Origin of the sequence: Streptomyces pseudogriseolus (assembly GCA_002154585.1) — a bacterium.
Lineage (GTDB): Bacteria > Actinomycetota > Actinomycetes > Streptomycetales > Streptomycetaceae > Streptomyces > Streptomyces pseudogriseolus.
Genome location: MUNG01000143.1, coordinates 14,504 through 37,321, shown reverse-complemented (window position 1 = coordinate 37,321; position 22,818 = coordinate 14,504). Strand labels below are relative to the sequence as shown.

At 71.5% G+C, this 22,818-nt stretch carries 12 protein-coding genes and 2 pseudogenes; 3 read left to right on the top strand and 11 right to left on the bottom strand.

Annotated features, from left to right (window positions below; translation table 11 throughout):
- Positions 1-53: 53 nt before the first annotated feature.
- The 9 genes and pseudogenes from CCN29_RS14685 to CCN29_RS14650 all read right to left on the bottom strand — a co-directional run bounded on the left by CCN29_RS14685 (position 54) and on the right by CCN29_RS14650 (position 17,455).
- Entirely contained in the window at positions 54-563 is a 510-nt protein-coding gene (locus tag CCN29_RS14685; RefSeq protein ID WP_442538376.1) for a hypothetical protein, read from the bottom strand.
- A gap of 63 nt (positions 564-626) precedes the next feature.
- The gene (locus CCN29_RS14680; protein WP_107481700.1) at positions 627-989 is read right to left on the bottom strand and encodes a hypothetical protein; all 363 of its coding nucleotides are present in this window, start codon (positions 987-989) and stop codon (positions 627-629) included.
- Between the two features lie 220 nt (positions 990-1,209).
- Positions 1,210-5,319: an Eco57I restriction-modification methylase domain-containing protein gene (locus tag CCN29_RS14675; protein WP_086682359.1), complete on the bottom strand. Its 4,110-nt coding sequence runs from the start codon at positions 5,317-5,319 to the stop codon at positions 1,210-1,212.
- Between the two features lie 142 nt (positions 5,320-5,461).
- Positions 5,462-5,737 (bottom strand): annotated as a pseudogene (locus CCN29_RS36830) (DUF8741 domain-containing protein); the annotation flags it as partial.
- 801 nt (positions 5,738-6,538) lie between these two features.
- Positions 6,539-7,951, bottom strand: a pseudogene (locus tag CCN29_RS35905) (helicase-related protein); the annotation flags it as partial.
- A gap of 379 nt (positions 7,952-8,330) precedes the next feature.
- A complete protein-coding gene (locus CCN29_RS14665) occupies positions 8,331-14,663 on the bottom strand; it encodes a protein kinase domain-containing protein (RefSeq protein ID WP_442538377.1) in 6,333 nt (2,110 codons plus the stop codon).
- 204 nt (positions 14,664-14,867) lie between these two features.
- Positions 14,868-15,476, bottom strand: a complete 609-nt coding sequence (locus CCN29_RS14660; RefSeq protein WP_086682353.1) for a dihydrofolate reductase family protein — start codon at positions 15,474-15,476, stop codon at positions 14,868-14,870.
- Positions 15,477-15,509: 33 nt separating this feature from the next.
- Entirely contained in the window at positions 15,510-17,105 is a 1,596-nt protein-coding gene (locus CCN29_RS14655) for a sodium:solute symporter family transporter (RefSeq protein WP_051792137.1), read from the bottom strand.
- Positions 17,102-17,455, bottom strand: a complete 354-nt coding sequence (locus tag CCN29_RS14650) for a hypothetical protein (RefSeq protein ID WP_086682350.1) — start codon at positions 17,453-17,455, stop codon at positions 17,102-17,104. The genes CCN29_RS14655 and CCN29_RS14650 overlap by 4 nt, the downstream gene beginning before the upstream one ends.
- 367 nt (positions 17,456-17,822) lie before the next feature.
- Between CCN29_RS14650 and CCN29_RS14645 the strand changes: the two genes are divergently transcribed.
- Positions 17,823-18,278, top strand: a complete 456-nt coding sequence (locus tag CCN29_RS14645) for a DUF5707 domain-containing protein (RefSeq protein ID WP_031022227.1) — start codon at positions 17,823-17,825, stop codon at positions 18,276-18,278.
- A gap of 23 nt (positions 18,279-18,301) precedes the next feature.
- On the opposite strand, the gene CCN29_RS14640 is transcribed toward CCN29_RS14645, so the two are convergent.
- The gene (locus tag CCN29_RS14640; protein WP_006135922.1) at positions 18,302-19,513 is read right to left on the bottom strand and encodes a DUF2332 family protein; all 1,212 of its coding nucleotides are present in this window, start codon (positions 19,511-19,513) and stop codon (positions 18,302-18,304) included.
- Between the two features lie 61 nt (positions 19,514-19,574).
- A complete protein-coding gene (locus tag CCN29_RS14635; RefSeq protein ID WP_442538375.1) occupies positions 19,575-20,696 on the bottom strand; it encodes a citrate synthase in 1,122 nt (373 codons plus the stop codon).
- Between the two features lie 151 nt (positions 20,697-20,847).
- On the opposite strand from CCN29_RS14635, the gene CCN29_RS14630 reads away from it, so the two are divergent.
- A complete protein-coding gene (locus tag CCN29_RS14630; protein WP_006135924.1) occupies positions 20,848-21,798 on the top strand; it encodes an SDR family oxidoreductase in 951 nt (316 codons plus the stop codon).
- A gap of 128 nt (positions 21,799-21,926) precedes the next feature.
- On the top strand, positions 21,927-22,772 hold the full coding sequence (locus CCN29_RS14625; protein WP_006135925.1) for a helix-turn-helix transcriptional regulator: 846 nt from the start codon (positions 21,927-21,929) through the stop codon (positions 22,770-22,772).
- The last annotated feature ends 46 nt before the right edge of the window (positions 22,773-22,818 follow it).

The window sequence follows — 22,818 nt, the reverse complement described above, 5'->3', positions numbered from 1 at the left end:
CCACCCGGATCACCAGCATTGTCCAAGCCGTCCTCACCCTTCATCTGACCAGCTCAGAGTGATGGTGGAAAAGGCTCACTGTCGCACAACTCCTCGATGGTGTCGTCGACTTCATCGGCCTCGACGAAAACCGGCGCGGTAGTGACGTCGGCCTGGGCGTCACGCGCCTCCAAAGCGTCCAGAAGGGAGCGGACGATGTTGGGCGTGTTGGCGCGCGTGGGGAACTGCCCCTCGGGCGGCTGGTGCTCGACGTCGACCTGTACCCAAGTACGACCCTGGTCCTCGGCGAGGCCGGAGCGCACGATGAGCGTTGACTGCCAGGTGCCCGAGGTGGCGGAGTGTGTCTCGCGCATGCGCCACCGGCTGTAAGCCCCCTTTCGCCCGCTTTCCGAGTCACGGTCGAGGGTGGCGTGCGGGGCGATCTCAGTCCGCCCCTCGTCCAGACCGGACGGGTCGTAGTTCTTGCTGCGGAGCCATTCGAGTAGCTGTCGCTCGGCTATGCCGCATGCTTTGACGTAGTCGAATTCGGTCGAGACCACCATGCGGTAACCGCGTGGTTCCATGGGTGCTCCTCCGGAGTGGTGAGACAGGGTGGTGCGGAGGTCCGGACATCATGTTCGGGGAACTTACGTCGTTCTGTTCTGGCCGTAGCCGAGAGCAGCGCGGTTGATGAAACGGTCACCGAGGTCGCGCACGGGCGCGGGTTTCGGCTGCTTGGCGGTGCTCTTCGCCGTGGACTTGTTCGGGGCGGGCTTCTTGCCGCCCGCTCGCTTGGCCGCTGTCGTCTTCGCCTGCCTGACCTTCTTCGCGGCCGGCGTGTTGCGCGCGGCGAACCTCTTGCGGGCCGCGGCGAGTCTTTCGCGTTCCGGAACCGCCACGTTGGCGGGTAGAGCGTCGGCGAGGACACGGGCCCGGCTGAGCGCGTAGCGCGCCGCACTCCAGTTCTTTTTGTTGATGGCCATGTTCGCCAGGCTGATGGCCTGCTGCAAGGCTCTGATTTTCGCGGGCTGCTTCCGGGGTATCTCGGACTCGGCCCCGCTGCTGCGCTTCTGCCCAGCGGCTCGCGTACGCCAATCCGTACCTGAGCTCAGGACGACGACCGACCGGGGGTTGCTGGTCTGGTTTACGCGTACCACGTGCGTTGTTCCTTGGGTGAGCGGTGGGGCAGACCGCGGGGTGGCCACCGGGTGGGGCCACCCCAGGGGTGGGTCAGTCGTGGCGAGCACCCTGACCGGGGGGCGGAGTGAGTGTGGAGCGGTAGGTGCCGGACTCGCCCTCGGTAAGCGGGTTCTCCAAGGTCAGGCCAGCGGCGGCCATACGGTCGTACTCGGCGAGGACCAGGCTTTTAGTGCGGTACTCGCCGTACTTCTCCTCATCTTTACGCTTGACGATCGGGAAAGTGTCGAGGATATACGCCACGTCGTCGCGGTTGATGCCGTAAAGATGGAAGAAGAGAGCGTCCAGCTCACTGCGAATATGAGCCCGGCGATCCTCGTCCCAACGGAAAGGAGGGTTGTCGTCGCCGAGGTAGACAGCAAAGGGGGTCATATCGTAGGTCGTGTAGGCAAGTTCGAGCACGCGGGGGGAGACGGCACCCATGTGAGGCGAGAGTTGCTGGGGGGTGAGGACCGGGAGTTGCTGAGCCGTGAAGAACGAGAGATGTGTCCCACCCACCTTCTGCCGTACGGCGAAGTCCAGCACGAAGGACGAAAGGCATGCTACGAGACCGGCGATGGGGCCCTGTGTCGGGAACATCAGTAGCGTTGCGTTGGGCGCGGCGACGCGAGGGATTACAGCGTTGATCATGGTGCGTTCATCTGTAGCTCGACAGATGTCACGCCAACTGAGTAGCCAGTCATGAGTCCAGCGTCGATTCGCCAGCCGTTGACTCACGCCGTCGCATTTGACTTCAGCGCCATGCTTGTCCACCGTTCCGGTCTGAATCTCTTGATCGGCGACCCAGTAGCGAGGTTGTGCAACGCTACCTGGGTCATTCCTTTCATCTAGAGTGAGATCCCGGGTTTCTCCCTTGCGGGTATAGGTTGCCCAGCGGTGGTTGTAGTGATGGAACATTTTCGCCTCGTATAGCGGCAGCAGTCGCTCACCACCTCGGACGAGTAGGTTGCCGTCGAGTTGCCACCCGTCGGTGAGCATCGACTCGAGCGTCTCACCGTTGGCCGTGGAGGGGCGAAAGAGATGTGAGTCGTGCGACATGTTGAAGAGTCCTTGGTTGAAGGACACGCCCCACGGATTACCGTTTTTCTCATCGGCCTCATTGAGGAGAACTGGTACGCGGCGATAGATTCCGAGGGTTATTTCAGCGTCTCGACGGGAGCGGAAGATGGGACAAGTGCGGGTATTGGGGTTGAGGAGCTGAATTTCCTCAGGAGTGAGAGAAAAGATCTTCTTCGGAGAGTCCAGTTCGGCTGGGTCATGGACGAAGAAGGCGAAACGGGCTGCGGGCACTCGAAGGCTACGGCCAGTGAAGGAGAGGACGCAGAATTTCATGCGTGAGTCCACTGCGGGGAATAGCCCGCTACGGTTCTCGAAGTCATATAGCGCAGCCAAAGATCTTGCTGAAACGAGGTCCTTGAAGAAGTGTTGCGTACGAGCATCAGTGGCGATGCCGGTTGGGGCGACGACGCCTGTGCGGCCTCGGTCAGCTGTCAGAATTCGGTCAGTCTCAGTGAATAGGGCGTATAGGTTAAGGTTGCCCTGTCCCGTCAGGAGGTAGCGGCCAGAATTACGGAGAAAGTGGCTTTCGCCGAGCACCTTGCGCTTCGCGGCCTCGTGGTCGGCGTAGAGGTCGACGGTGTCGGGGTTGTCCTTGAGTCCCTCGATCTTCTTCTTTCGGGCGGCGGTGTTGTTGGTGGCCGCAATATCAGGCGCTCGTACTGCGAAAAACTCGATTTCCGGCAAGTTCACACTGTCCCATGGCGGATTCCCCACTACCGCATCGAACCCGCCGGCCCACCCCGTGCCCGGCTGGACGCCCGCCCCCGACTCAGGGACCGCGAACACCTCCGGGAACTCCAGATGCCAGTGGAAGAAGTGGTACTGGTCGCGCAAGCTCATGATCTCGGCATGCGTGGCATCCGGAACCGCCGACTGGTCGCGCCCCCGCAACGCCCGGAACACCTGGTCCGTCGGAGCCTCCGGCGCTCCCTCCCACTTGGGCCAGACAAATGCGGCGCACCACGCGTCAGCGGCATGCAGATCCTGCACGTAGGCCGCAGACTCGACGTAGGCCCGATACGCCGACTCCTGCGCCCGCACCTGCTCCAGAGAGTCTGCCGGTGCCGTGGTGATCCGGGCCAACTCGGCAGCGTACTGGTCGTTGCCAGGCAGAGTCTCCGTGTCGAACAGAAGCTCGTCCTGCCCGCCCCGCTGGGCCCTGTTCCGCTTGACGAGCCCGGCTGCGTACTTCTTGTCATCCCCCTCGATCGGCTTGAACGCGTCGTCCGGAACCCCCTCCGCCAGCAGCTTCGGCGTCGCACCGATCAGCCCGTTGCCGTGCTTGACGTGGGCGTCAAGGAACCCGAGCGGCTTACCCGGCTCCAGCGCCTCCAGCCACAGCGAAACCTTCGCCAGCTCCACCGCCATCGGGTTGAGGTCCACGCCATAGATGCACCGCGCGACGACCTCGTGCAAGGCATGCCGCACCGCATCGACCGTCGGCTCCGGGTTCCGCTCCCGCACGGACGCCACCCGCTTGGCGATACGCCGAGCCGAAGCAACAAGGAAATGCCCCGACCCACAAGCCGGGTCGCAGACCGTAAGCCCGAGCAGTTCCTCCACGATGTCGTCGGCCGGGTCAGGACGGCCGGCCTTCGTCGCCCGCTCCTCACCCCGCTTGACCGCGTCGTCTATGACCGGATCGAGCGTCGTGTCGAGCAAGCACTCGATCAACGACGACGGGGTGTAGTAACTACCGGTCGTCTTCCGGCTGTTGCCCGCGACCTCGATCAACTCGAAGGACCGGTCCGTAGCCGAGTGCTTGGGCTCCAGCTCCAGCAGCGACTCGTAGACCGAGCCCAGCTCCTCCGCGTCCAGATGCCGGTAGTCCACCGAACGCCACCGCCGCGCCCCCGGGTCCCGCACCTGAGCCAGGTGCCGCACCGCCGCCAGCAACGACTCGTTGGACAGCTTCAGCCCGTCCAGCGGCGCGTCCGCCTCCGTGTGCGAGAACAACCCACCGAGTCCAGGCAGCCCCAGCTCCGGACGGCCCCCCTCCGTGCCCAGCGCGTCGAGGACGATCCGCAGCGCCTCGTACTGGTCACCGTGGGCCGTCCCCTGCCGCCGCCGCGCCCGCTCCCGCAGCCGCGCCGACGAGAAGTACCGCTCGTAGGCCTCCCGCTGCCGCTCGCCGGCCGCCGGGTCGAGCAACGCATCCCGGTCCTCGGCCACGAACACGAACAACAGCCGGTACACCAGCCGCAGCAGCGCGTCCCGCAGCGCCTTTGCGTCCACATCCTCCCGCAGCCGCACGTTCTCCGGGTGCCGCAGGAATCCGGTGCCGAGCACGGTCAGCGCGTTCTGCACGCCCAGCCGCAACTGGTCCAGCGCACGCGCCCCCGATGTGACGGCCTCCGTACGCCACTTCTCCAGCCAGCACCCGGCCGGCGCCGCCCCCTCCGGCACGGCGAACCGCGACGCATGCAGCACGCAGTACAGCAGCACGAACTCGCTGAACAGCTCCCCGTCGAAGATCGCCTCGAGGTCGAACTCGACGTACGCCGCCGTGGCAAAGGAAGACGAGTCCCGCAGCAGCCGCAGCCGGCGCCCGTTCGTCAGGACCGCCCACAGGTGGGCCTCGGCCCGGTTCAGGCAGTCCTGGAGCATCGACTGCGCCGGGACCTGACCGGCCGCCGGACGCTTGTCCAACTCCTGGTTCCACGGCACCAGATGCACCAGCGCTGGCCCGTGCCGGTGCGACACCGGGAACCGCTTCTCCGGGTCCGAGTCGGCAGGGATGCCCGCCGTCCCGACCTCCGTCAGCGCCCCGAAGTCCAGCTTGCGGAACAACTGGGCGAGCCAATCCGAGCCCGCCCGCCCCGTCGGGTCGGCGGACGGGGCACCCGTGACCGGATCCGAGGGCAGCGCGGCCCGCAGCTCGCGCCACAGCGGCTTGAGGTACTCCCAGGCGCGCTCGGCCTCGTCCCGGACCGGGACGGACGCGGGGAGGCCGTAGTCGGCGGGCTTGGTGCCGGGCAGGTTCCGCGCCTCGGCGATGCGGAGCAGCATGTCGGCGGGGAGGAGTCCGCCGACCGTGGTGACGGCGGTGAAGGCCAGGGCGGTGCGGGTGGCGGCGGCGGACATCAGGCTTCGGCTCCGGACACGGTAGAGGCGGCGGGGGCGGCGGGCGGCAGGTAGACGTACACGCCGAGGACGTCGGCGGGCTCCTGCGGACGACCTTCAGGCCGCGGACGATCTCCTCGTTGGCCTTGCGCACGCGGCGGTGCGAGGCGTCGAGTTCGGCGGCCAGGCGGGTGCCGTACTCGGTGAGGTGGTCGGCGATGCCGGGCAGGCCGTCCAGCGCGCGGGTGATGGCGTTGCGGGCGGCCAGCTCATGGGTGTTGGCGGTGGCGCGGGCACCCAGGAGCGCGGTGGCCGCGTCGTCGTCCAGCCAGCGGGCGCGCTGCGGCAGCCCCTCGTAGGCGAGGAGCCGTGCGTCCTCGGCGACGAGCTGCCGCTCGCCCGTGCGGGACGGCAGGGTGAGGTGGAAGCGGTAGCGGACCAGCAGCAGCGTGGTGCGCACGCTCACCGCGTCCGTCGTCACCACACCGCAGCGGCGGGCCGGGCGCGGACCCAGCGCCTTGGCGTCGAGCGCCGAGTCCAGGACGTACGAGGCGACGGCCCCGATCGCCGGGTCGGTGCGGACGAGGGCGGCCTCGCCGCGCCCGATCGCCGGGGTCGTGCGGAAGGGAATCTCGCGGTCCTCCTCGACCAGCCGGTTGCCCAGCGTGGCCGCGAGCGCGTCCCGCAGCCCGGCCGGGGTGCCGCCGACCTGGGCGGTGAAGTCACCGCTGCCGTCCCGCGGGTCGCGGATCAGCGCGTCCAGGTCCCGCAGCGCCTCCAGCGTGAACTCGCGCACCTCCTCCGCGCCGCCGAGCGCGGCCCGTACGGCGGCGACCTCGCGGGCCACCTCCTCCGGGTGGATGGCACGCTGCGCGTACTTGGAACGGGAGGTTTTCTCCCGCTCGGCGGCCGAGCTCCACTCCCGCTCGATACGGTCGAAGGACTCCTGGTGGCCGTCCATCTCGAACAGGCTCTCCTGGCTGCCCTGCCGGCCGTGCAGCAGCAGCCACTCCACCACGGCGTCGGTGACGCCGGAGGCGGTCTCGTCGGGGACGGAGACGGAGATGCCGAGGTCCTTCTTGATCTGGCGGTGCTTCTTGAACAGCACGTCCAGGACCTTGCCGTCGATCCCGTTGTCCTCGCCGTACATGGTGATGACGCGGACCTGGTCGCGTTTCTGGCCGTAGCGGTCGACGCGGCCCTCGCGCTGGTCGTGGCGGGTGGGGTTCCAGGCCAGGTCGTAGTGGACGACGGCGTCGAAGTGGTGCTGGAGGTTGACGCCCTCGGAGAGGCAGTCGGTGGCGATCAGCACGCGGCGCACGGCCGGGTCGTCGCCCGCCTCGGCGGCCTCGGCGGCGAGCTGCTCGATGCGCTCCAGGCGCTGCTGCGGGGAGAGCGTGCCGGTCACGGAGGCGATCTTCGTCTTCTTGCCGAGCTTGCCGTCCAGCTGCTCGGCGAGATAGTCGGCGGTGGGGATGTAGCGGCAGAAGACGATGGGGTTGTAGCCCTCGCTGATCAGGTCCTTCAGGTGCTTGGTCAGCGCCTTCAGCTTCGCGTCGCCCGCCGGGCCCATCAACTCCTCGGCGCGTCCGGCCAGTTCCAGCAGGCGGGCGCCCGCGTCCTCCGACTCGGCGGCGCCGGGCGTGACGTCCATGCCCTCCAGGCGGTCGTTCTCCGCGGAGTCGGCGGCCACCGGGGCGCCCAGCACGTCCGCCTCGTGCGCGGTGCGGGCGGTGGCGGACTCGGAGCGCGTCTTCAGGGTCTGCGCGGCGGCGGCCGGGGACGACACCATGGAGCGCAGCAGGGCGATCACCGACCACCAGGCGATCCGGGCCTCCCGCTTGCCCTGCTCACCGGCCGCGTGGACGCGGTCCGCGGCGTAGGCGATCGCGTCGTCAAGGAGCGCACGGTAGGCGGGCGTCAGCTTGTACGGCTCGTCCTTCGTCCAGCGGTCGGAGGGGAACGCGGTCCGCTCGATCAGGGAGTCGTCGGTGAGACCGTCCTCCTTGGTGAGGTAGGTGCGGACGTCGGCGCGCTTGCGGGCCACGAAGTGCTCGGCGAGCTTCGCGCGGCCCGCCGGCGTCTCCAGGTCCAGCGTCGCCAGCTCGGGCCGCACCAGGCCGAGCAGGTTGCGGAACGCGGACTCCTTGCCGGAGTGCGGGGTCGCCGTCAGCAGCAGCAGATGGCGGTCGGCGTCGGCGGACACCTTCCGCAGCAGCTCGTAGCGGAGCTGGTTCGTCGCGGAGGACGCGCCGCCCTGCGCGGCGTCGTCGGCGGCGACACAGGTGTGCGCCTCGTCGACGATCACCAGGTCGGGGCAGTGCTTGACGAAGTCCTCGCGGTGCCGGGTCGACTTGATGAAGTCCGTCGAGATGATCGTGAACGGGTGCTTGTCGAACAGCGACTGCCCCAGCTCCAGGTTCCGCTCCAGGCGCGACACCGTGGACGCCAGCACCAGTTCGGCGTCGATGCCGAACTTCTCCCGCAGTTCCGCCTGCCACTGCTCGGCCAGCGCGGGGGAGCACAGCACCGCCAGCCGGGTCGCCTCGCCCTGCGCCAGCAGCTCCTTGGCGATCAGGCCCGCCTCGACCGTCTTGCCGATACCGACGTCGTCCGAGATCAGCAGGCGCACCGTGCGCTGCCGCAGCGCCATCAGCAGCGGCACCAGCTGGTAGGCGCGCGGCTCCACGGCGATCGACGCCAGCGAGCGGAACGGGCCCGCGCCCGACCGGAACCCGATGCGCAGCGCCGTGCGCAGCAGACCGGCCGCGCGCTGGTCGCCCAGGTCGTCCGGGCTCGGCGCGGCGAACTCGGCGGGCCGCACCTCCTCGAACGAGGGGAACACGGCCGCGATGTCGTCCTCGCTCCCGCCCAGCGGGCGCAGCACCAGCATGTCGGGGGCGCTCTCGGGCAGCACCACCCATTCCCGGCCACGGGCGGCGACCAGCGAGCCGGCTGTGTACGTGGGGCTCATGGGATGTCTCAGTTCCTCAAGGGTCGATACGTCGGGAAGTCGATGCGTGCGGGGCGGGTCAGCGCAGATGGAAGTAGGCGGCGTGATGCTCGACGACGGCGTCCCAGTCCGCGTCCGCCGGGAAGCGCACGACGTCCCAGCCGGCCTCCTCCAGGCGGTAGCCGGCGTCCACGTCACGGGTGGAGTCGGCCGGGCGGCCCGGGGTGTCGACGAACACGGCGAGGTGGACGCCGTCCAGGCGGAACACCAGGTCGGGCCGGGCCGCCGCCGCGTCGACGAACACGTCCACCTCGTCCGGCAGCCGGTACCCCTTCGCCTTCAGCCAGCCCACCAGATCGCCCTGCGCGACGAGCGCCGCCAGATCCGACTCCAGCGGGGTCGGCACCGACACGGGGGAGACCTCGGCGGCGGCGGGAGCGTCCCCGGCCGCCGTGCGGTCGCCGCCCGCGGCGGCAGCCGCCGGGACGAGCCTGCGGAACGCCTCGCTGCGCGACTCGCCCCGGTCCTCCCGCTCGGTGCGGGCGCCGGCCAGGCGCAGCAGCAGCGGGCGGGCGGTGTGCCGGCTGAGCTGCCGGTGGTGGCCCTGGTTGGCGTACGTCAGCAGGCAGGTGTAGCAGCCGCGGGCGCACTTCTCGTGCTCCGAGGGACCGCCCAGGTCCTCGCCCGTGTCGGGGTCGAAGTGGCAGATCTCCAGCGCCGTCCGGGCGGCCTTCGCCAGCGCGTCCTTCTCGTGCTGGATGCGGCGCAGCACGCCCGCGCCGCCCTCCGCGGCCTCCGTGAACAGCATGCGGCGGCGCGGCCCGTCGTCCGGGGGCAGCAGCTCCGCCGTCAGCTCGGAGTCCTCCAGCTCGAACGCCGCCTCGATGCCCCGCTCCAGCGCGTACAGGAACGACAGCGCCACCGGCTCCGGCTGCGGCTCGTCCAGCGTCACCACCAGGATGTTCCGGCGGTCCTCCACGTACGGCAGGACCCGCTTCTTGCGGCGCTTCTCGTTGCCGTCCTCGTCGACCACCGGCATGCCGGTGCCCTCGATGGCGTCCGCGGCGGCCCGGTCGTTCAGCCAGCGGCCGTCGCCCAGGTCCAGCCAGTAACCGTCCGGCTCGCCCTCCTTGTCGCGGACCCGGCCCAGGTTGGTGATGCGGACGGTCGCCGAGTCGCCGTAGTCCAGGTCCAGGACGGGCACGCCCTCCGCGTCGCCGACGTGCGAGGTGAGACGGCCCTTGCGGGCGCCGTGATCCTGGAACGCGTACGACGTCTCCAGACGGAACCCGGCCCTGCGCCGCTCCTCCTCGTCCGAGGAGATCCGCTCGCGCGGGGTGGTGTACACGGTGTGCAGCTGGAGCAGGCCCGTGCGCTTGCCGCGCAGCGGCTCGCCGCACATCGCGCACAGGTCCGAACCCGCCTTGACGTCGTGGTGGTAGCCGCAGCCGTCGCAGCGGCGGGCCTCCGCCGTCGCCAGGTCGCCCGAGGCGTCCGGCGGCAGCTGCACCCGCGTCACCTGGTAGCGGGCGCCCTCGTGGTAGATGAGCGCGCCGGGGCCGAACTCGCGGATCGCGAGGAACCGGGGCCGCTGGAGGTAGTCGCCGTCGGCGTTGCGCCGGTTCCCGGAGCGCGGGATGTACGCGGCCAGCGGCAGGCGCGGGAAACTGTAGCCGGGCAGGAACCCCTCGGACGCCAGATACCGGTACGGGTTGAAGTCGCTCATCACCGACTTGCTGTCGGTGGAGCGGTTCAGCAGCAGGTTCGTCTGCGTCTCCGCCTCCCGGCGGCGCGTGCGCGCCCGGCTCTGCTCACCGGGGGACAGGGTGTGGTCCACGACCCGCTTGTTCTGCTCGTACTGGTCGATGACCGCCGCCCGGAACAGGTCCCGCCACCGGTCGAAGGCCGCGTCGAACTTCGCCGGGGCCCGCTCGATCCGGTCCTCGATCCACTCGTCGTACCACCACGTCGTCGCCTCGAAGTCCGCGATCAGCGGGGCGAGGACCGTCCGGGCGGCGGCGACCGCACGCCGGCGCGCGCCCTCGTCCAGGGACAGGTCCCGGATCCGGTCGAGCAGCGGCAGCGGCATCTGCGGATCGGGGCGGTCGTCGCCGTCCGGGTCATAGGCGACGTCGATGACGTCCGGGATCGCGGCGCCGAGCTTCATCTCGGTCTCCGCCAGCCAGATGCCCTGGATGTGCGAACGGACCAGGTCCTCGTTGGCGAGGTCCAGACGCGGCGGGGCCACCTGCCCCGACACCATGTCCTGGGAACGCCGGAAGTAGTACTGGTCGTGGCTGTTGCCCGTCGCGCAGTACGTGGTCACCAGCGCGGGCTGACCGGAGCGGCCCGCCCGGCCCGAACGCTGCGCGTAGTTCGCCGGGGTCGGCGGCACGTTGCGCATCATCACCGCGTTGAGCGAGGAGATGTCCACGCCCAGCTCCATCGTCGGCGAGCAGTACAGCAGGGGCAGTTCGGCGTCACGGAACTGCCGCTCACGCTCCAGCCGGTCCTCCGGCGTGACCTGCGCCGTGTGCTCCCGCGCGAACAGCCCCGCCAGCTCGGACGCCGCCGTGCGGTACAGGTCGCGGAAGAACGGGTTGACGCGGGGTCCCTCGCCGCTGCTGTAGGTGCGCGCCAGCGGGTCGACCGCGCCGCGCTCCCCGTCACCCGCCCGCCAGATCAGCGCCGCCGCCGACACCCGGTAGCCGGTCCGCTTCTCCGACGCGCGGCGGCGGAAGGCCGGCCCCGAGCGCTCGGGGGCCGCCTCCACCTCACGCACCAGGTCCGCGTCCCGCAACACCTTCAACAGGTCCTCGATGACGCCCTGCACGTCGTCCAGGGAGACGGACGGCTCCCGCAGGGCGGGCATGTTCCGGCGCAGATACTTGCCGAACTTGCCGCGCGCCGACAGGAACAGCGCGGAACGCTCCATGCCCGGCCGCGAACCGTACGGGTAGGCGGTGCCCACGGTCGGCTGGTCCGAGTCGCTCAGCACCCACGGCCCCGTCAGCCGCTCCTCGCTCGCCCGCTGCAACGTGTCGAAGTCGTCGCGGAAGTACTGCACGTCGATGGCGAGTTCACGCCGCAGGTAGTCGAGCAGCGTCCGGCTGATCTCCTCGCGCAGGGGCGCGTCGGCGTCACGCAGCACCGCGTGCGCGGACTGCCAGCGGTCCGGCTGGGCGGCGACCCAGGCCAGGTCCTCGTAGTCGATCCGCAGCAGACCCGTCTGCTCCAGGTTCGGCATCGTGATCCGCCAGCCGCGCTCCAGGTCGCGGTACAGGCGGTACCCGACGACCTCCCGGAACACCTTCGTCGCCCGCTTCTCCATCGACGGCGGCAGGTTCGTGCCCGCCGCGTAGTCGCGGGGCGTCAGACCCATCACCTCGGTGACGGCCTCCGCGAGGTCGTCGTGGCGCAGCCCGTCCTCACCCGCCTGCACCGCCGCCTGGTACAGCGCGCCGCGCAACTGCGTCACCTGCGCGAAGTCGTTGAAGTGCCCCGCCTGGAGGGACGCGTCCTGCCGGTTGTCGACGAACGTGAGGAGCTTGCGCGCCTCCTTGCCCAGGCCGTCCTCCGGCATCGCCCGCAGGGACTTCACGATCGACGCGGAGATCAGCGACGTCGCCGACGACCGCCCCTCCTGGTCCAGCGTGGCCAGCTTCGCGAAGTCCCGGCCGCGCGTCTGCTCGTAACTGACCTGGCAGTGCACGCAGAACAGGAACGGCGCCGGCACGAACGCCGCCACCAGGCCCTCGCCCGACTCGTTGCCGTGCGCGTCCACGACGACCCGCTTCGGCACGCGCGGACGGTACGACTTCTTGACGGTCGTCCCGCCGTTCGCGTCCGGCTCCAGCCACGACTCCGGCAGCCGACGGTCGTCCACCGCCTTCTGCGGGTCGGCCGGCCACTCGTAGTCCTGCCCCGGCATGCCCAGATACAGGTAGCCCTCGCCCTCGCGGCCCCCGGAGGCGGAGGTGTCCCGGCGCGGCTCGTACCGGAAGGCGCCGCCGTCCTCGGTGCGCCACACCGTCAGATACTCCTGCCCGCACTCACGGCAGAACGCCAGCGGGAACAGCGGCTTGCCGCCGCTGTCCGGCTGCTCCAGCTGATAGGTGCGGGTCAGCGGCCGGGTGAGCGGGTCCTCCAGCGTGGTGTAGACGGTGTCGCCCTTGGACAGGAACTGGTGCAGCCGGAACGCGAACAACGGCCGCTCCGTCACCGGGTGCTTGGCCTGCGCGCCCGCCTCCAGCGTCGTCCGGATCGCCTCGCGCACGGTCTCCTCGGCGACACCCGACGCGGCGGACAGCTCCGCCGCCGCCTCCTCCACGGTCGCCGGGGCACGGCGGCGCAGCCGTCCCGTGCCCTCCTCCCGCTCCAGTCCGAACCGCGACTCCACCCAGCGCGCCAGGGAGTCCTTCGTCAGCGCCTCGTACGACCGGGGCGCCGAGGGCACCCGCAGCCGCTCGGCGGGCACCGACTCCGGCGCCTCCTCCGTGGCCCGGACCAGGGTCTCGCCGATGACCCGCTCCGGCAGCACCGTCGTGCCGAACAGCCGCCCGGCGACCTTCGCCACCTCACGCCGCTGGTCGTCCCAGGTGCCCTCGGTGGACATGGTCGCCGAGGTGCCGATGCACTGGAGGGACTCCGACGCCCGGCACGCCTCGCGCACCCGGCGGATCAGGAACGCCACGTCGGCGCCCTGCCGGCCCCGGTAGGTGTGCAGCTCGTCGAAGACCAGGAACTGCAGTCCCTCCGCCATGCGGATCAGGCTGGACCGGTCGTCCGGCCGGGTCAGCATCAGCTCCAGCATCACGTAGTTGGTCAGCAGGATGTCCGGCGGGTTCTTGCGCAGCTCACGGCGCTCCTCGCTGGACTCCTGGCCGGTGTACCGGGCGAACGTGACCGGCTCGCGGCCCTTCCCGAAGCCGTGGCGCAGATACTTCTCCAGCTCCCCGAGCTGCGAGTTGGCCAGCGCGTTCATCGGGTAGACGACGATCGCCCGCACCCTGCGCTCGGCGTCCGGTCCCGCCGCCTCACGCTCCTTCAGCACCCGGTCCACGATCGGCACGATGTACGACAGCGACTTGCCGGAACCGGTGCCGGTGGTCAGCACGTACGAGTCGCCCGCCTGCGCGGCCTCGATCGCCTGCCGCTGGTGCAGGTGGAAGGTCAGCGGCCGTCCGTCCGGACGCGACGACGTCTCCTTCTTCCCCGCCTGGAAGATCTCCGCGCACCTCGGGTGCAGGACGCCGTCCCGCACCAGGTCGGTGACCTGGCCGCCGTCGGCGAAGAACGGGTTCAGCGACAGCCACGGGTCGGGCCACTGCGACTTCGCCTTCAGGTCGTCCGCGACGAAGCCCTCGATCCGGGCGTCGCGGATCACCGTGCCGCTGCGGGTGAAGCTCTCGTACTCGCCGATCAGGTCGGCGTGGATGCCGAAGACGTCCATCGCCTCCGGCAGCCGCGGCTGCCTGCGCGGCGCGGGCGCGGGCACGGCGGGGGCCCGCTCGGGAAGCAGGGCGCGCAGCCGCGCCACCGGGTCCATCTCCTGCCAGTGCGGGGCGAGCAGGGCGGCCGTGGGGTCCGGCGCGAGGGCGAGCGGCACCAGGGCCTCACGGACCAGGGCGGCGTTCTCCGGGCGCAGTTCGGCGTCCTTCTCCAGCAGACGCTCCACCAGCCGCACCAGCCCTGCGGGCAGGTCCGGGCGCACCAGCGTCAACTGGGGCGGCCGCTCGTGCAGATGCTGCTCGGAGATCTCGTAGTGGGTCCGGCCGGAGAACGGCGGCCGCCCTATGAGCAGTTCGTACAGGATGCAGCCGAGCGCGTACAGGTCGGCCGGGGCGGAGACCTGCTCGGCACGGAACTGCTCGGGCGCCATGTACCGGGCCGTGCCGAGGCTCACGCCCGTGCTGGTGAGCCGCGTCTGGTCGGGGTCGTCGACGATCGAGCCCATGCCGAAGTCGAGGACCTTGACCGTGCCGTCACCGGTCAGCATCACGTTGGCCGGCTTCAGGTCGCGGTGCACGACCCCGGCCGTGTGCGCCGCCGTCAGCCCGGACGCGATCTGCGCGCCGACGGCCGCGACCCAGGAGACCGGCAGCTGGGGCTCCTCGTCGATGAGGTCCGCGAGCGGACTGCCGTCCAGCAGCTCCATCGCCAGGTACGGCAGTCCGCCGCCGTCCGCCGAGTCGTCCACGCCGCCGTCGATCAGCAGCGTGAGGTTCGGGTGCCCCTGGGAGAGCATGCGCATGATGCGCACCTCACGGCGGAACCGGGCGGTCTCCTTGCCGGACCCGGAGGTGTCGATCGCGCCCCCGGTCCGGCTGCGCAGCAGGGTCTTGACGGCGACCTGCCGGTGCGGGGAGTCCGCGGCGGCCTCGAGGTCCTCCGCCCGGTGCACCTCGCCCATGTTCCCGCGTCCGACGACGCCCGTGATGCGGAAACGTCCGCCGACAATCCCCAACCCCACTTACCCCTCCCCATGACGCCCGTCCCGTGCAAGATGGGTACATCTTGCAGGGAGCGTACACCTTAGCCCGTACGGGCGGCGGCGTCTATGTGTTGAGGGTGTCAACACGCTATTTGGGTGTGAACGATAAGGGTGCGGGTGGCGTCACTCCCCGAGCGACGCCACCGCCTCCTCGTAACCCCCCGTCGGCGGCGCCGTGTCCGGCCCGTACACGAGGTTGAGCACCCCCGTGCCGAACGTCTCCGACTTCAGCAGCTTCAGCGGGATCGACGGCTCGCCCTCGTCGAACAGCCGCATGCCCGTGCGTACGGCGATCGGGTGGACGATGAGCTGCAGCTCGTCGAGCAGCCCGGCGGCCAGCAGCTGGCGGATGATCGAGATCGAGCCGCTCAGCCCGATGTCACCCCCCGGCTCCTGCTTCAGCGCGGCGGCCACCTCGGCCACGTCGCCCCCCGCCTGCTCGGAGTTGCGCCACTGGAAGTCCAGCGGACTGCGGGAGAACACGATCTTCCGCATGTCGCCGAGCTGCTTGGCGAAGCCCGCGTCCTCTTCGCCCGCCGCCTCCCGTCCCGGCCAGGCGCCGGCGAAGCTGTCGTACGTCACGCGGCCGAAGAGCATGGTGTCGGCGTTGCTCAGACCCGCGCCCACGGCCGCGCCCATCTCCTCGTCGAAGTACGGGAAGTGCCACTGGTCGGGCGCCTCCACGACGCCGTCGAGCGAGATGAACACGCTGGCCACGATCTTGCGGGACATGGGGTCCTCCTGAGGTGTCGGTCCGTGTACGGGTTACGACCGTGGCAGCCGCCGGAACTCATCGGCGGACGGCACGCGAGAAGCCCCTCCGGACGGCCGCCCCGCCCCGCCCGTCCGGCGCCGGTCCGTGACGCTGCCCAGCCAGCCCAGCAGGAACCCGGCCGGTGTCGTCACCAGCCCCGGGATCGTCACGTCCCACAGCCGGAAGTCGTGGTCCGGCCAGATCGCCCCGGGGACGCCGGACGCGTACGGCGACACCGCGAGCGCCACGACCGTCACCACCGTCGCGCCCCACAGGCACCACAGCGCGCCCCGGGCCGTGAACCCGGGCCAGTACAGGGCGTACAGCAGGACCGGCGCGAGGGAGGCCCCGCACAGACCCAGCCAGAGCGTCGAGACGACGACCAGGTTCCAGTCGGCGCAGACGACGGCCACGGCCGCGGCGGCCAGCCCGGTCAGCGCGGCGGACCAGCGTGACGCGGCGCCGTCCACGCGCTCCTTGCGGCGGTCGCCGGACGCGGCCAGTACGTCCCGTCCCAGCGTGATGCCGGCGGCGAGGGTGACGTCCACGACGGCGGCCAGCGCGGTGAGGAAGAGGACGCAGGCGAGGGCCGCGACCAGGAGGCCGCCGCCGTCCAGCGCCCGCCCCAGCAGCAGCGGCGTGAACACCTGCGCCGACGGACCGGCCTCCCGCAGCACCCCGCCGGCCAGCGCCGCCGCGCCTACACCGACGACGGCGAGAGCGCCGTACAGCACGACCAGCTCGCCGAGCATCCAGCGGCCGACGGTACGGGCTCCGCGCGGGCTCTTCGTCGCGATCGCCCGCATCAGCACGGCGGGCATGGCGAGCGTGGCCATCGTCATGCCGAGGATCTGCCCGACCCGGTTCACCGCCCCGGCCCACCCGTCACCCGTGTAGCCGCCGGGCCGCAGGAACGCCTCGCCCGTCCCCGAGCCGAGCGCCGCCGCGTCGAGCAGCCGGCCGAGATCCCCGCCGAAGCGGTGCAGGACGAGGCCGGCGGCAACCACCAGCACGGGCAGCGCGATCGCTGACTTGGCGATCATCACCACACCCGTGCCCCGGATACCGCCGCTGACGGCCAGCGCGGTCATCACCACGCCGATGACGACGATGCACCCCGTCCGGGCTCCCGGCTGTCCGAGCACGGCGGCGGCCACGTTCCCGACCACCACCAACTGCACGACCAGCAACGGGAAACAGACCAGCAGCGTCACCACACCCCACGCCACCCGCACGGCCGGCCCGCCGCTGCCGCGCGCGTCCAGCAGATCGGGCGCGGTCAGCGAGGCGTGCGCCCGCAGCGGCTCGATGACGAGCACGAGGAAGAGGAGCACCCCGACCAGGCTGCCCAGCATCACGCCGAGCCCGTCGAACCCGGTCGTGGCGACCATGCCCACCAGCACGGTGACCGTCGCCACGGTCGTCGTGTCACCGCCCATCGCGACGCCCTGCTGCCAGGAGCGCAGCCGCCGGCTGTCGGACCGCACGAGAGCGCGGTCGTCCTCGTCGGCGCCGGTGATGACGCACAGCATCAGGCAGATGACGACGAAGACGGAGAACACGGCGAAGACGAGGGAGCGGGAGGAGGAGTCGAGCAACTCGGTCACGACCACCTCCGGTGCTCGGCATCGGCCGCCGCGGCCCGGTCGACCCGCCGCCCGTACGCGACGACCCCGTGCACCCCGACCCCCAGCGGCACCAGGGCCAGCACGGCCCCGAGACTCACGGTCCCGGCGACCGGCGTGCCGTACCCGCCCGGCACGAGCGCGGCGCCCGTCACGTAGACCAGCCACACGACGGCGATCCGGGCCCCGATCCGCAGCCCGACGCTCAGGCGTGCCGCCTCCTCGGCGTCGTCATGCTCGTGCGCGGCGGGAGGCCGGGCGTGGGCCGTCGTCCTCGGGTCGGGGTGGTGGTGCGGCGGCGGCCCGGACCAGGGCTGCTGTCCGAAGGACATGGGGTGGCTCCGCTCATGCTGCTCGGGCACCCCGGCAGGGGTGCGGGCACGGTGTGGGGGTGGGCGCCGGAGTCAACCAGACCCGGACCGTGCCACGGGGCGTCCCGGACGCCATGTTGTTCCGGCACCCAACGGGAGGCGGGGCGGACAGTGCACGGGCACTGCGGGGCGGGACGTCGCGTGCGGGCGTGAGTGCGTCGCTCTGAGTGGGAGCCGGTTCAACTCGACGCCCGCAGCAGGTACTTACTCAGGCCGTGATGAGTATCGGCGCTCATGTCCGCCGTTCCCCCGCCCGGCGAGGATCGAGGCAAGGAAGGGCGGCCGAGGAATGCCGCCCGGATCGACCGATGACGTGGGGGAGATGGTGATGTCGCCTCGTGTGACCCTGTCCGTTGCCGCAGGCGCCCTGGTTCTCGCCGCCGGCGCCGGAGCCTTCGCTCTCGCCCACGCGGACGAGCAGCCGCCGGCCCTCGGCGACAGCGCCGCGCGGTACACCGCTCCCCGCGCCGACCGCGACGGCTCGCTCACGTTCACCACCGACGTCACGGCGTCCTCGGGCGTCAAGAGCGTCAAGGTGCTGGCCTGGCCCGAGAACTCCTCCCTCGCCGAGCAGAAGCCGACGGCGAAGGACATGGCCGCGGCGGAATCCGCCACGTGCGAGCCCACCGGCGACGACTCCGCCCGCTGCACCTACACCGTCCCCGTCACGGCCACCGACGCCGACGCGTCGCCGAACGGCAGGTGGCACATCGCGGTCCTGGCCACCGCGGACGACGGCTCCAGCACCCTGGCCGAGGAGGCGTCCGGCTTCACCATCGAGTAGGGCGGTCATGGCAGCTACGGCGGTTACGGCTCGGTGAGGACCGTCCCGTGGCCGTTGCCGAGGGCGTACGGGACGCCGTCGAGCGCGGCGACGAACAGCGTGTCCGGGGTGAGCGGGACGTCGACGCGGGGGACCGCGGGGTCGACACCCCGCGCCTCGAAACTGAGGCGGCGTGCGCCGAGGCGTCCGATCCGCTCGACGGCCGCGCGCCGGGCCGGCTCGTCCAAGTAGGCGAGCGTGGCGGAATGCATGACCACGAGCGTGGCGTCGCGCGGCGCGCCGGCGGCCGGCCGCGCCAGGTCGGCGGTCATCAGGTCACCGGCCGTGACGCGTACCCCTTCCTCGGCCACGAGGGCGGCCGCCGCGGTGAGACGCGCACGCCGCGCCTCGTGCTCGGGCCAGACGAGGGCGCGGAGCCAGGCGAGGCTGTCGGGGTCGGCGGGGTCCAGCGGATGCAGGTCGAGGCCCGCACGCCAGACGATGTCGGGCATGGCGGCGGGCGGGGCGAGCCCGGGCCCGAGGCGGATGTCGAGGGTCACGGACCGGGCAGCCTCGCTGGTCGGTCCGGCTCCGCTCTTGGGCTCGGCTCCGCTCACGGGCCCGGCGGGCCCGCTCAGCGGCTTGGCGGCCTCGCTCATCGGTCCGGGTTCGTTGACCGGCCGGGCTCCGTTCACCGGCCTGGCGGCCCTGCTCACCGGCTCGGCTCCGTTCGTCGGTCCTGCGCCCCCGGTCACCGGTCCGGCTCCGCCCGCCGGCCCGCCGACTCCACTCACCGCTTCAGAACGAGCCGCCCCATTGAACTCGTAGGAGTACCGCTCCGGGATCAAGCACAGCCCGGCCGACGCGCCGATCTCCAGTAGGGCGATGGGGCCCTCGATGCGCTGGAGTCCCAGCAGGATCGCTCCGCAGCGGGCGGGCTCGTTGGTCTGCGTCGCCCGCGTCCGGACGGTGGCCGCGAACGCCGGCCACCGGGTGGCGAACAGGTCGCGCAGGGAGTCCGCGTCCCCGGGCCGTGCCCCGTGCCACCGCGCCGACGCGAAGACCAGGTTGGGCTGCTGCTTGCCGGGCGGAAGCGAAGCCAGCGGCGCGAGCAGCGCGGGGTCGTCGGCGACGGTCTCGGCCCAGCGCCGCAGGGTGGGTGACGTATCGGCGGCCTGGTGGACGGCGAAGGCGCGGTACCGCTCGGCGAGGGCGCGCAGGTCCGGACGGTGGTGGGATGCCGTGGTGTCGTTCATGACGGGGAGCCTGCGGGACGCCCGGGCCCGCGTCGACGTTGACCGAGTCAACATGGGCGGCTCAGGCCAGGGCGCGGGGCCGCAGACGCAGCCCGTTCGGATACTCCTCCAGGGCGTGAGCCATGAGACCGGGGATGCGGGCCAGGGTGAAGACGACCTCGCCGGCGTCGGCGGGCAGATCCGCCGCGACCGTCAGAGCGGCCAGGGCGGCGTCGACGTTCGGGTGGACGCTGTGCTCGCGCGCCACCCGCACCGCGAGGTCGTCGGCGGCGTCGGCGGCGTCCGGGGAGACGTCGGCGACCCGGTCGAGGAGCACGGCGACACGGGGATCGGGTCCGACGTACACCTTGTGCCCGAACCCGGGAACCGGCGCGTCGGGCACGGCGCGCGTGGCGATCCACGCCCGTAGGGCCCTCGTGGCGGCGCGGCTCGCACCCGCCTGCGCGCGGCCGCTCATCGCGGCGAGTCCGGTGAGGAGCACCATCCACGGGTCGGCGCCGACTCCCGCCGCGGTGCGTGCCGCCAGCGTCGAGGCGGTGAGCTCGTGGTCCACCAGCGCGGTCAGCGCCGCGTCGAGGGCCCGGCCGACGCCGGCGAGCCGGGCGTCGTCGACGGGCTCGGGCGCCCAGGCACGGGCGAGCCGCTCGGCGACGGTGCCGTCGCGCAGACCGGTCAGCGCCGTGGTCGAGGCGGCGACGGCGGTGACCGCGACCTCCCGGCAGTGCCCGGGTTCGAGGCACGTACGCTCCCGGTCCCGCGCGGCCCCCCGCATCACCGTCCAGCGCACGACGTCGGCGCCGGCCGGATCACCGGGCACGGTCTCCTCGGCCTCCGCGCGCCACGTCGCGTCGGCGTCGGACATGCCCAGCACATGGCACGCCGTCCGCTCGAACCCCCATGCCGCGCAGTCCGCCACGTCCACCCCGCGGAAGGCGAGACGCCCGGACGCGTCCAGCTGCGTGACCTCGGACTCGATCAGTGGCAGCGCGCCCGCCCGAGGCCGGCTCCGGGCCCGGGCCAACGCCAGCACGTCGTCCCGCCGGAACCGCGACACCCGCTGCCCCTCCGGCCCCGTCGACACCTCCCGCGCGATCACCCCGCGCGACACATAGGCGTACAGGGTGGACAGCCGCACCCCCAGGGCCTCGGCGGCCTGCTCCGACGTCATCCATGATGCGCGCACCGGACGATCATGCCTTCCAGGGCGCCGGCACACCTCACCGGCATCGGACACCCCGCATCCTCGGATCGCCGATCAGTGGCTCAAGCGGCCCTGAATGCGGACGCCGGCTCCTGCCACGGTGGAGGCAACGACACACCCACGAGGAGCCGACATGCCACGCAAGCCCGTCGACATCGACATCACCGTCCCCGACCTGTCCGGCCGGCGCGCCGTCGTCACCGGAGCGAGCGACGGCATGGGGCTGGAGCTGGCGGCGCGGCTCGCCGCCGCCGGCGCCGAGGTCGTCATGCCTGTCCGCAACCCGCGCAAGGGAGAGGCGGCGATCGCCACGATCCGTGCGAGCCATCCCGCCGCCGACGTGTCGCTGCGCGAGCTCGACCTGTCCTCGCTGAGCTCCGTCGCCGCGCTCGGCAAGACGCTGGCGGAGGAGGGGCTGCCGATCCACATCCTCGTCAACAACGCCGGCGTCATGAACCCGCCCGACCGGCAGACGACCGCCGACGGCTTCGAGCTCCAGTTCGGCACGAACCACCTCGGCCATGTCGCCCTCGTCGCCCATCTGCTGCCCCTGCTGCGGGCCGGCGGTGCCCGGGTGACCTCACAGAGCAGCATCGCCGCGCGCAGCGGCGCCATCAACTGGGACGACCTGAACTTCGAGCGCTCCTACAGCAGCTCACGCGCCTACCGGCAGTCGAAGATCGCGGGCGCCCTGTTCGGACTCGAGCTCGACCGCCGCAGCCGTGCCCACGGCTGGGGCATCACCAGCAACATCGCGCATCCCGGCGTCGCCCCGACGAGCCTGCTGGCCGCCCGCCCGGAGGTCGGCCGCGGCAGCGACACCGCGGCCCTCCGCGTGATCAAGGCGTTGTCCCGGCGCGGCATCCTCCTCGGCACCCCGCGGACCGCGATGCTCCCCGCCCTGTACGCCGCCACCTCGCCCGACGCCCGGGGCGAGCTGTTCTACGGACCCCAGGGTCCCGGCAACCTCGGCGGAGCCCCCGGACAGCAGGCGCTGTGGCGTCCCCTGCGCAGCGCCGAGGACGCCGCCCGCGTCTGGCAGATCTCCCAGGAGCTCGCCGAGGTGCGCTTCCCCGACAGCTGACGCGGAGCTCCGCCGACGCTCACCGCACGGCGAGGCCGTACGGGGGGACCCGTAAGGGGGGATCGGCAGGCCGTGGATACGCGCGTCCACGGGCGGTAGAAGTGAACCAGCACGGAAGGAGGTGCGGCATGGAGATCGACCGGAGCGGACTGGCGGAGTTCCTCCGCAGCCGCCGCGCGGCGCTGCAACCCGAGGACGTCGGCCTGCCGCGCGGCCGACGCCGCCGGACCAGCGGGCTGCGGCGGGAGGAGGCCGCCCTGCTGTGCAGCATGTCGACCGACTACTACGCGCGCCTCGAGAGGGAGCGCGGCCCGCGGCCGTCCGAACAGATGATCGCCTCCATCGCGCAGGGACTCCACCTCTCCCTCGACGAGCGCGACCACCTGTTCCGTCTCGCCGGCCACCACCCACCCGCGCGCGGTCCGGCCAGCGAACACATCAGCCCGGGTCTGCTCCGCATCCTCGACCGCTTGCAGGACACCCCCGCCGAAATCGTCACCGAGCTCGGCGAAACCCTGCGGCAGACCCCGCTCGGCGTCGCCCTCACCGGCGATCTGACCGTCCACCAGGGCCCGGCCCGCAGCCTCGGCTACCGCTGGTTCACCGACCCCGCCACCCGCCGGCTCTACGCCGACGACCAACACGCCTTCCTCAGCCGCCTGTTCGCCTCGGGCTTGCGTTCCCTGGCCACCCAGCGGGGCCCCGGCTCCCGGGCGGCGCAGCTCGCCGACCTGCTCCTGGCGCGGAGCGAGGAGTTCAAGAAGGTGTGGAACGACCACGAGATCGGCCTGCGTCCCCGCGAGGTCAAACGCTTCAACCACCCCGAGCTCGGCATCATGGAGCTGAGCTGCCAGACGCTCCTCGACCCCGACCAGTCGCATCTGCTGCTCGTCTACACCGCCGTCCCCGGCAGCGAGAGCCACGAGAAGCTGCAACTGCTGTCCGTGATGGGGCCGCGGACGAGGCTGCATTGAGCCGGTCCGAGAAATGCCCCGGACAGGTCCCGGAGACGTCCCGGAG

Bases quoted from the DNA above. Each gene is read 5' to 3' on its own strand.
- CCN29_RS14685 (WP_442538376.1), bottom strand. From the start codon at position 563: ATGGAACCACGCGGTTACCGCATGGTGGTCTCGACCGAATTCGACTAC.
- CCN29_RS14675 (WP_086682359.1), bottom strand. From the start codon at position 5,319: ATGTCCGCCGCCGCCACCCGCACCGCCCTGGCCTTCACCGCCGTCACC.
- CCN29_RS14665 (WP_442538377.1), bottom strand. From the start codon at position 14,663: ATGGGCGAGGTGCACCGGGCGGAGGACCTCGAGGCCGCCGCGGACTCC.
- CCN29_RS14660 (WP_086682353.1), bottom strand. From the start codon at position 15,476: ATGTCCCGCAAGATCGTGGCCAGCGTGTTCATCTCGCTCGACGGCGTC.
- CCN29_RS14650 (WP_086682350.1), bottom strand. From the start codon at position 17,455: ATGTCCTTCGGACAGCAGCCCTGGTCCGGGCCGCCGCCGCACCACCAC.
- CCN29_RS14645 (WP_031022227.1), top strand. From the start codon at position 17,823: ATGTCGCCTCGTGTGACCCTGTCCGTTGCCGCAGGCGCCCTGGTTCTC.
- CCN29_RS14640 (WP_006135922.1), bottom strand. From the start codon at position 19,513: ATGAACGACACCACGGCATCCCACCACCGTCCGGACCTGCGCGCCCTC.
- CCN29_RS14630 (WP_006135924.1), top strand. From the start codon at position 20,848: ATGCCACGCAAGCCCGTCGACATCGACATCACCGTCCCCGACCTGTCC.
- CCN29_RS14625 (WP_006135925.1), top strand. From the start codon at position 21,927: ATGGAGATCGACCGGAGCGGACTGGCGGAGTTCCTCCGCAGCCGCCGC.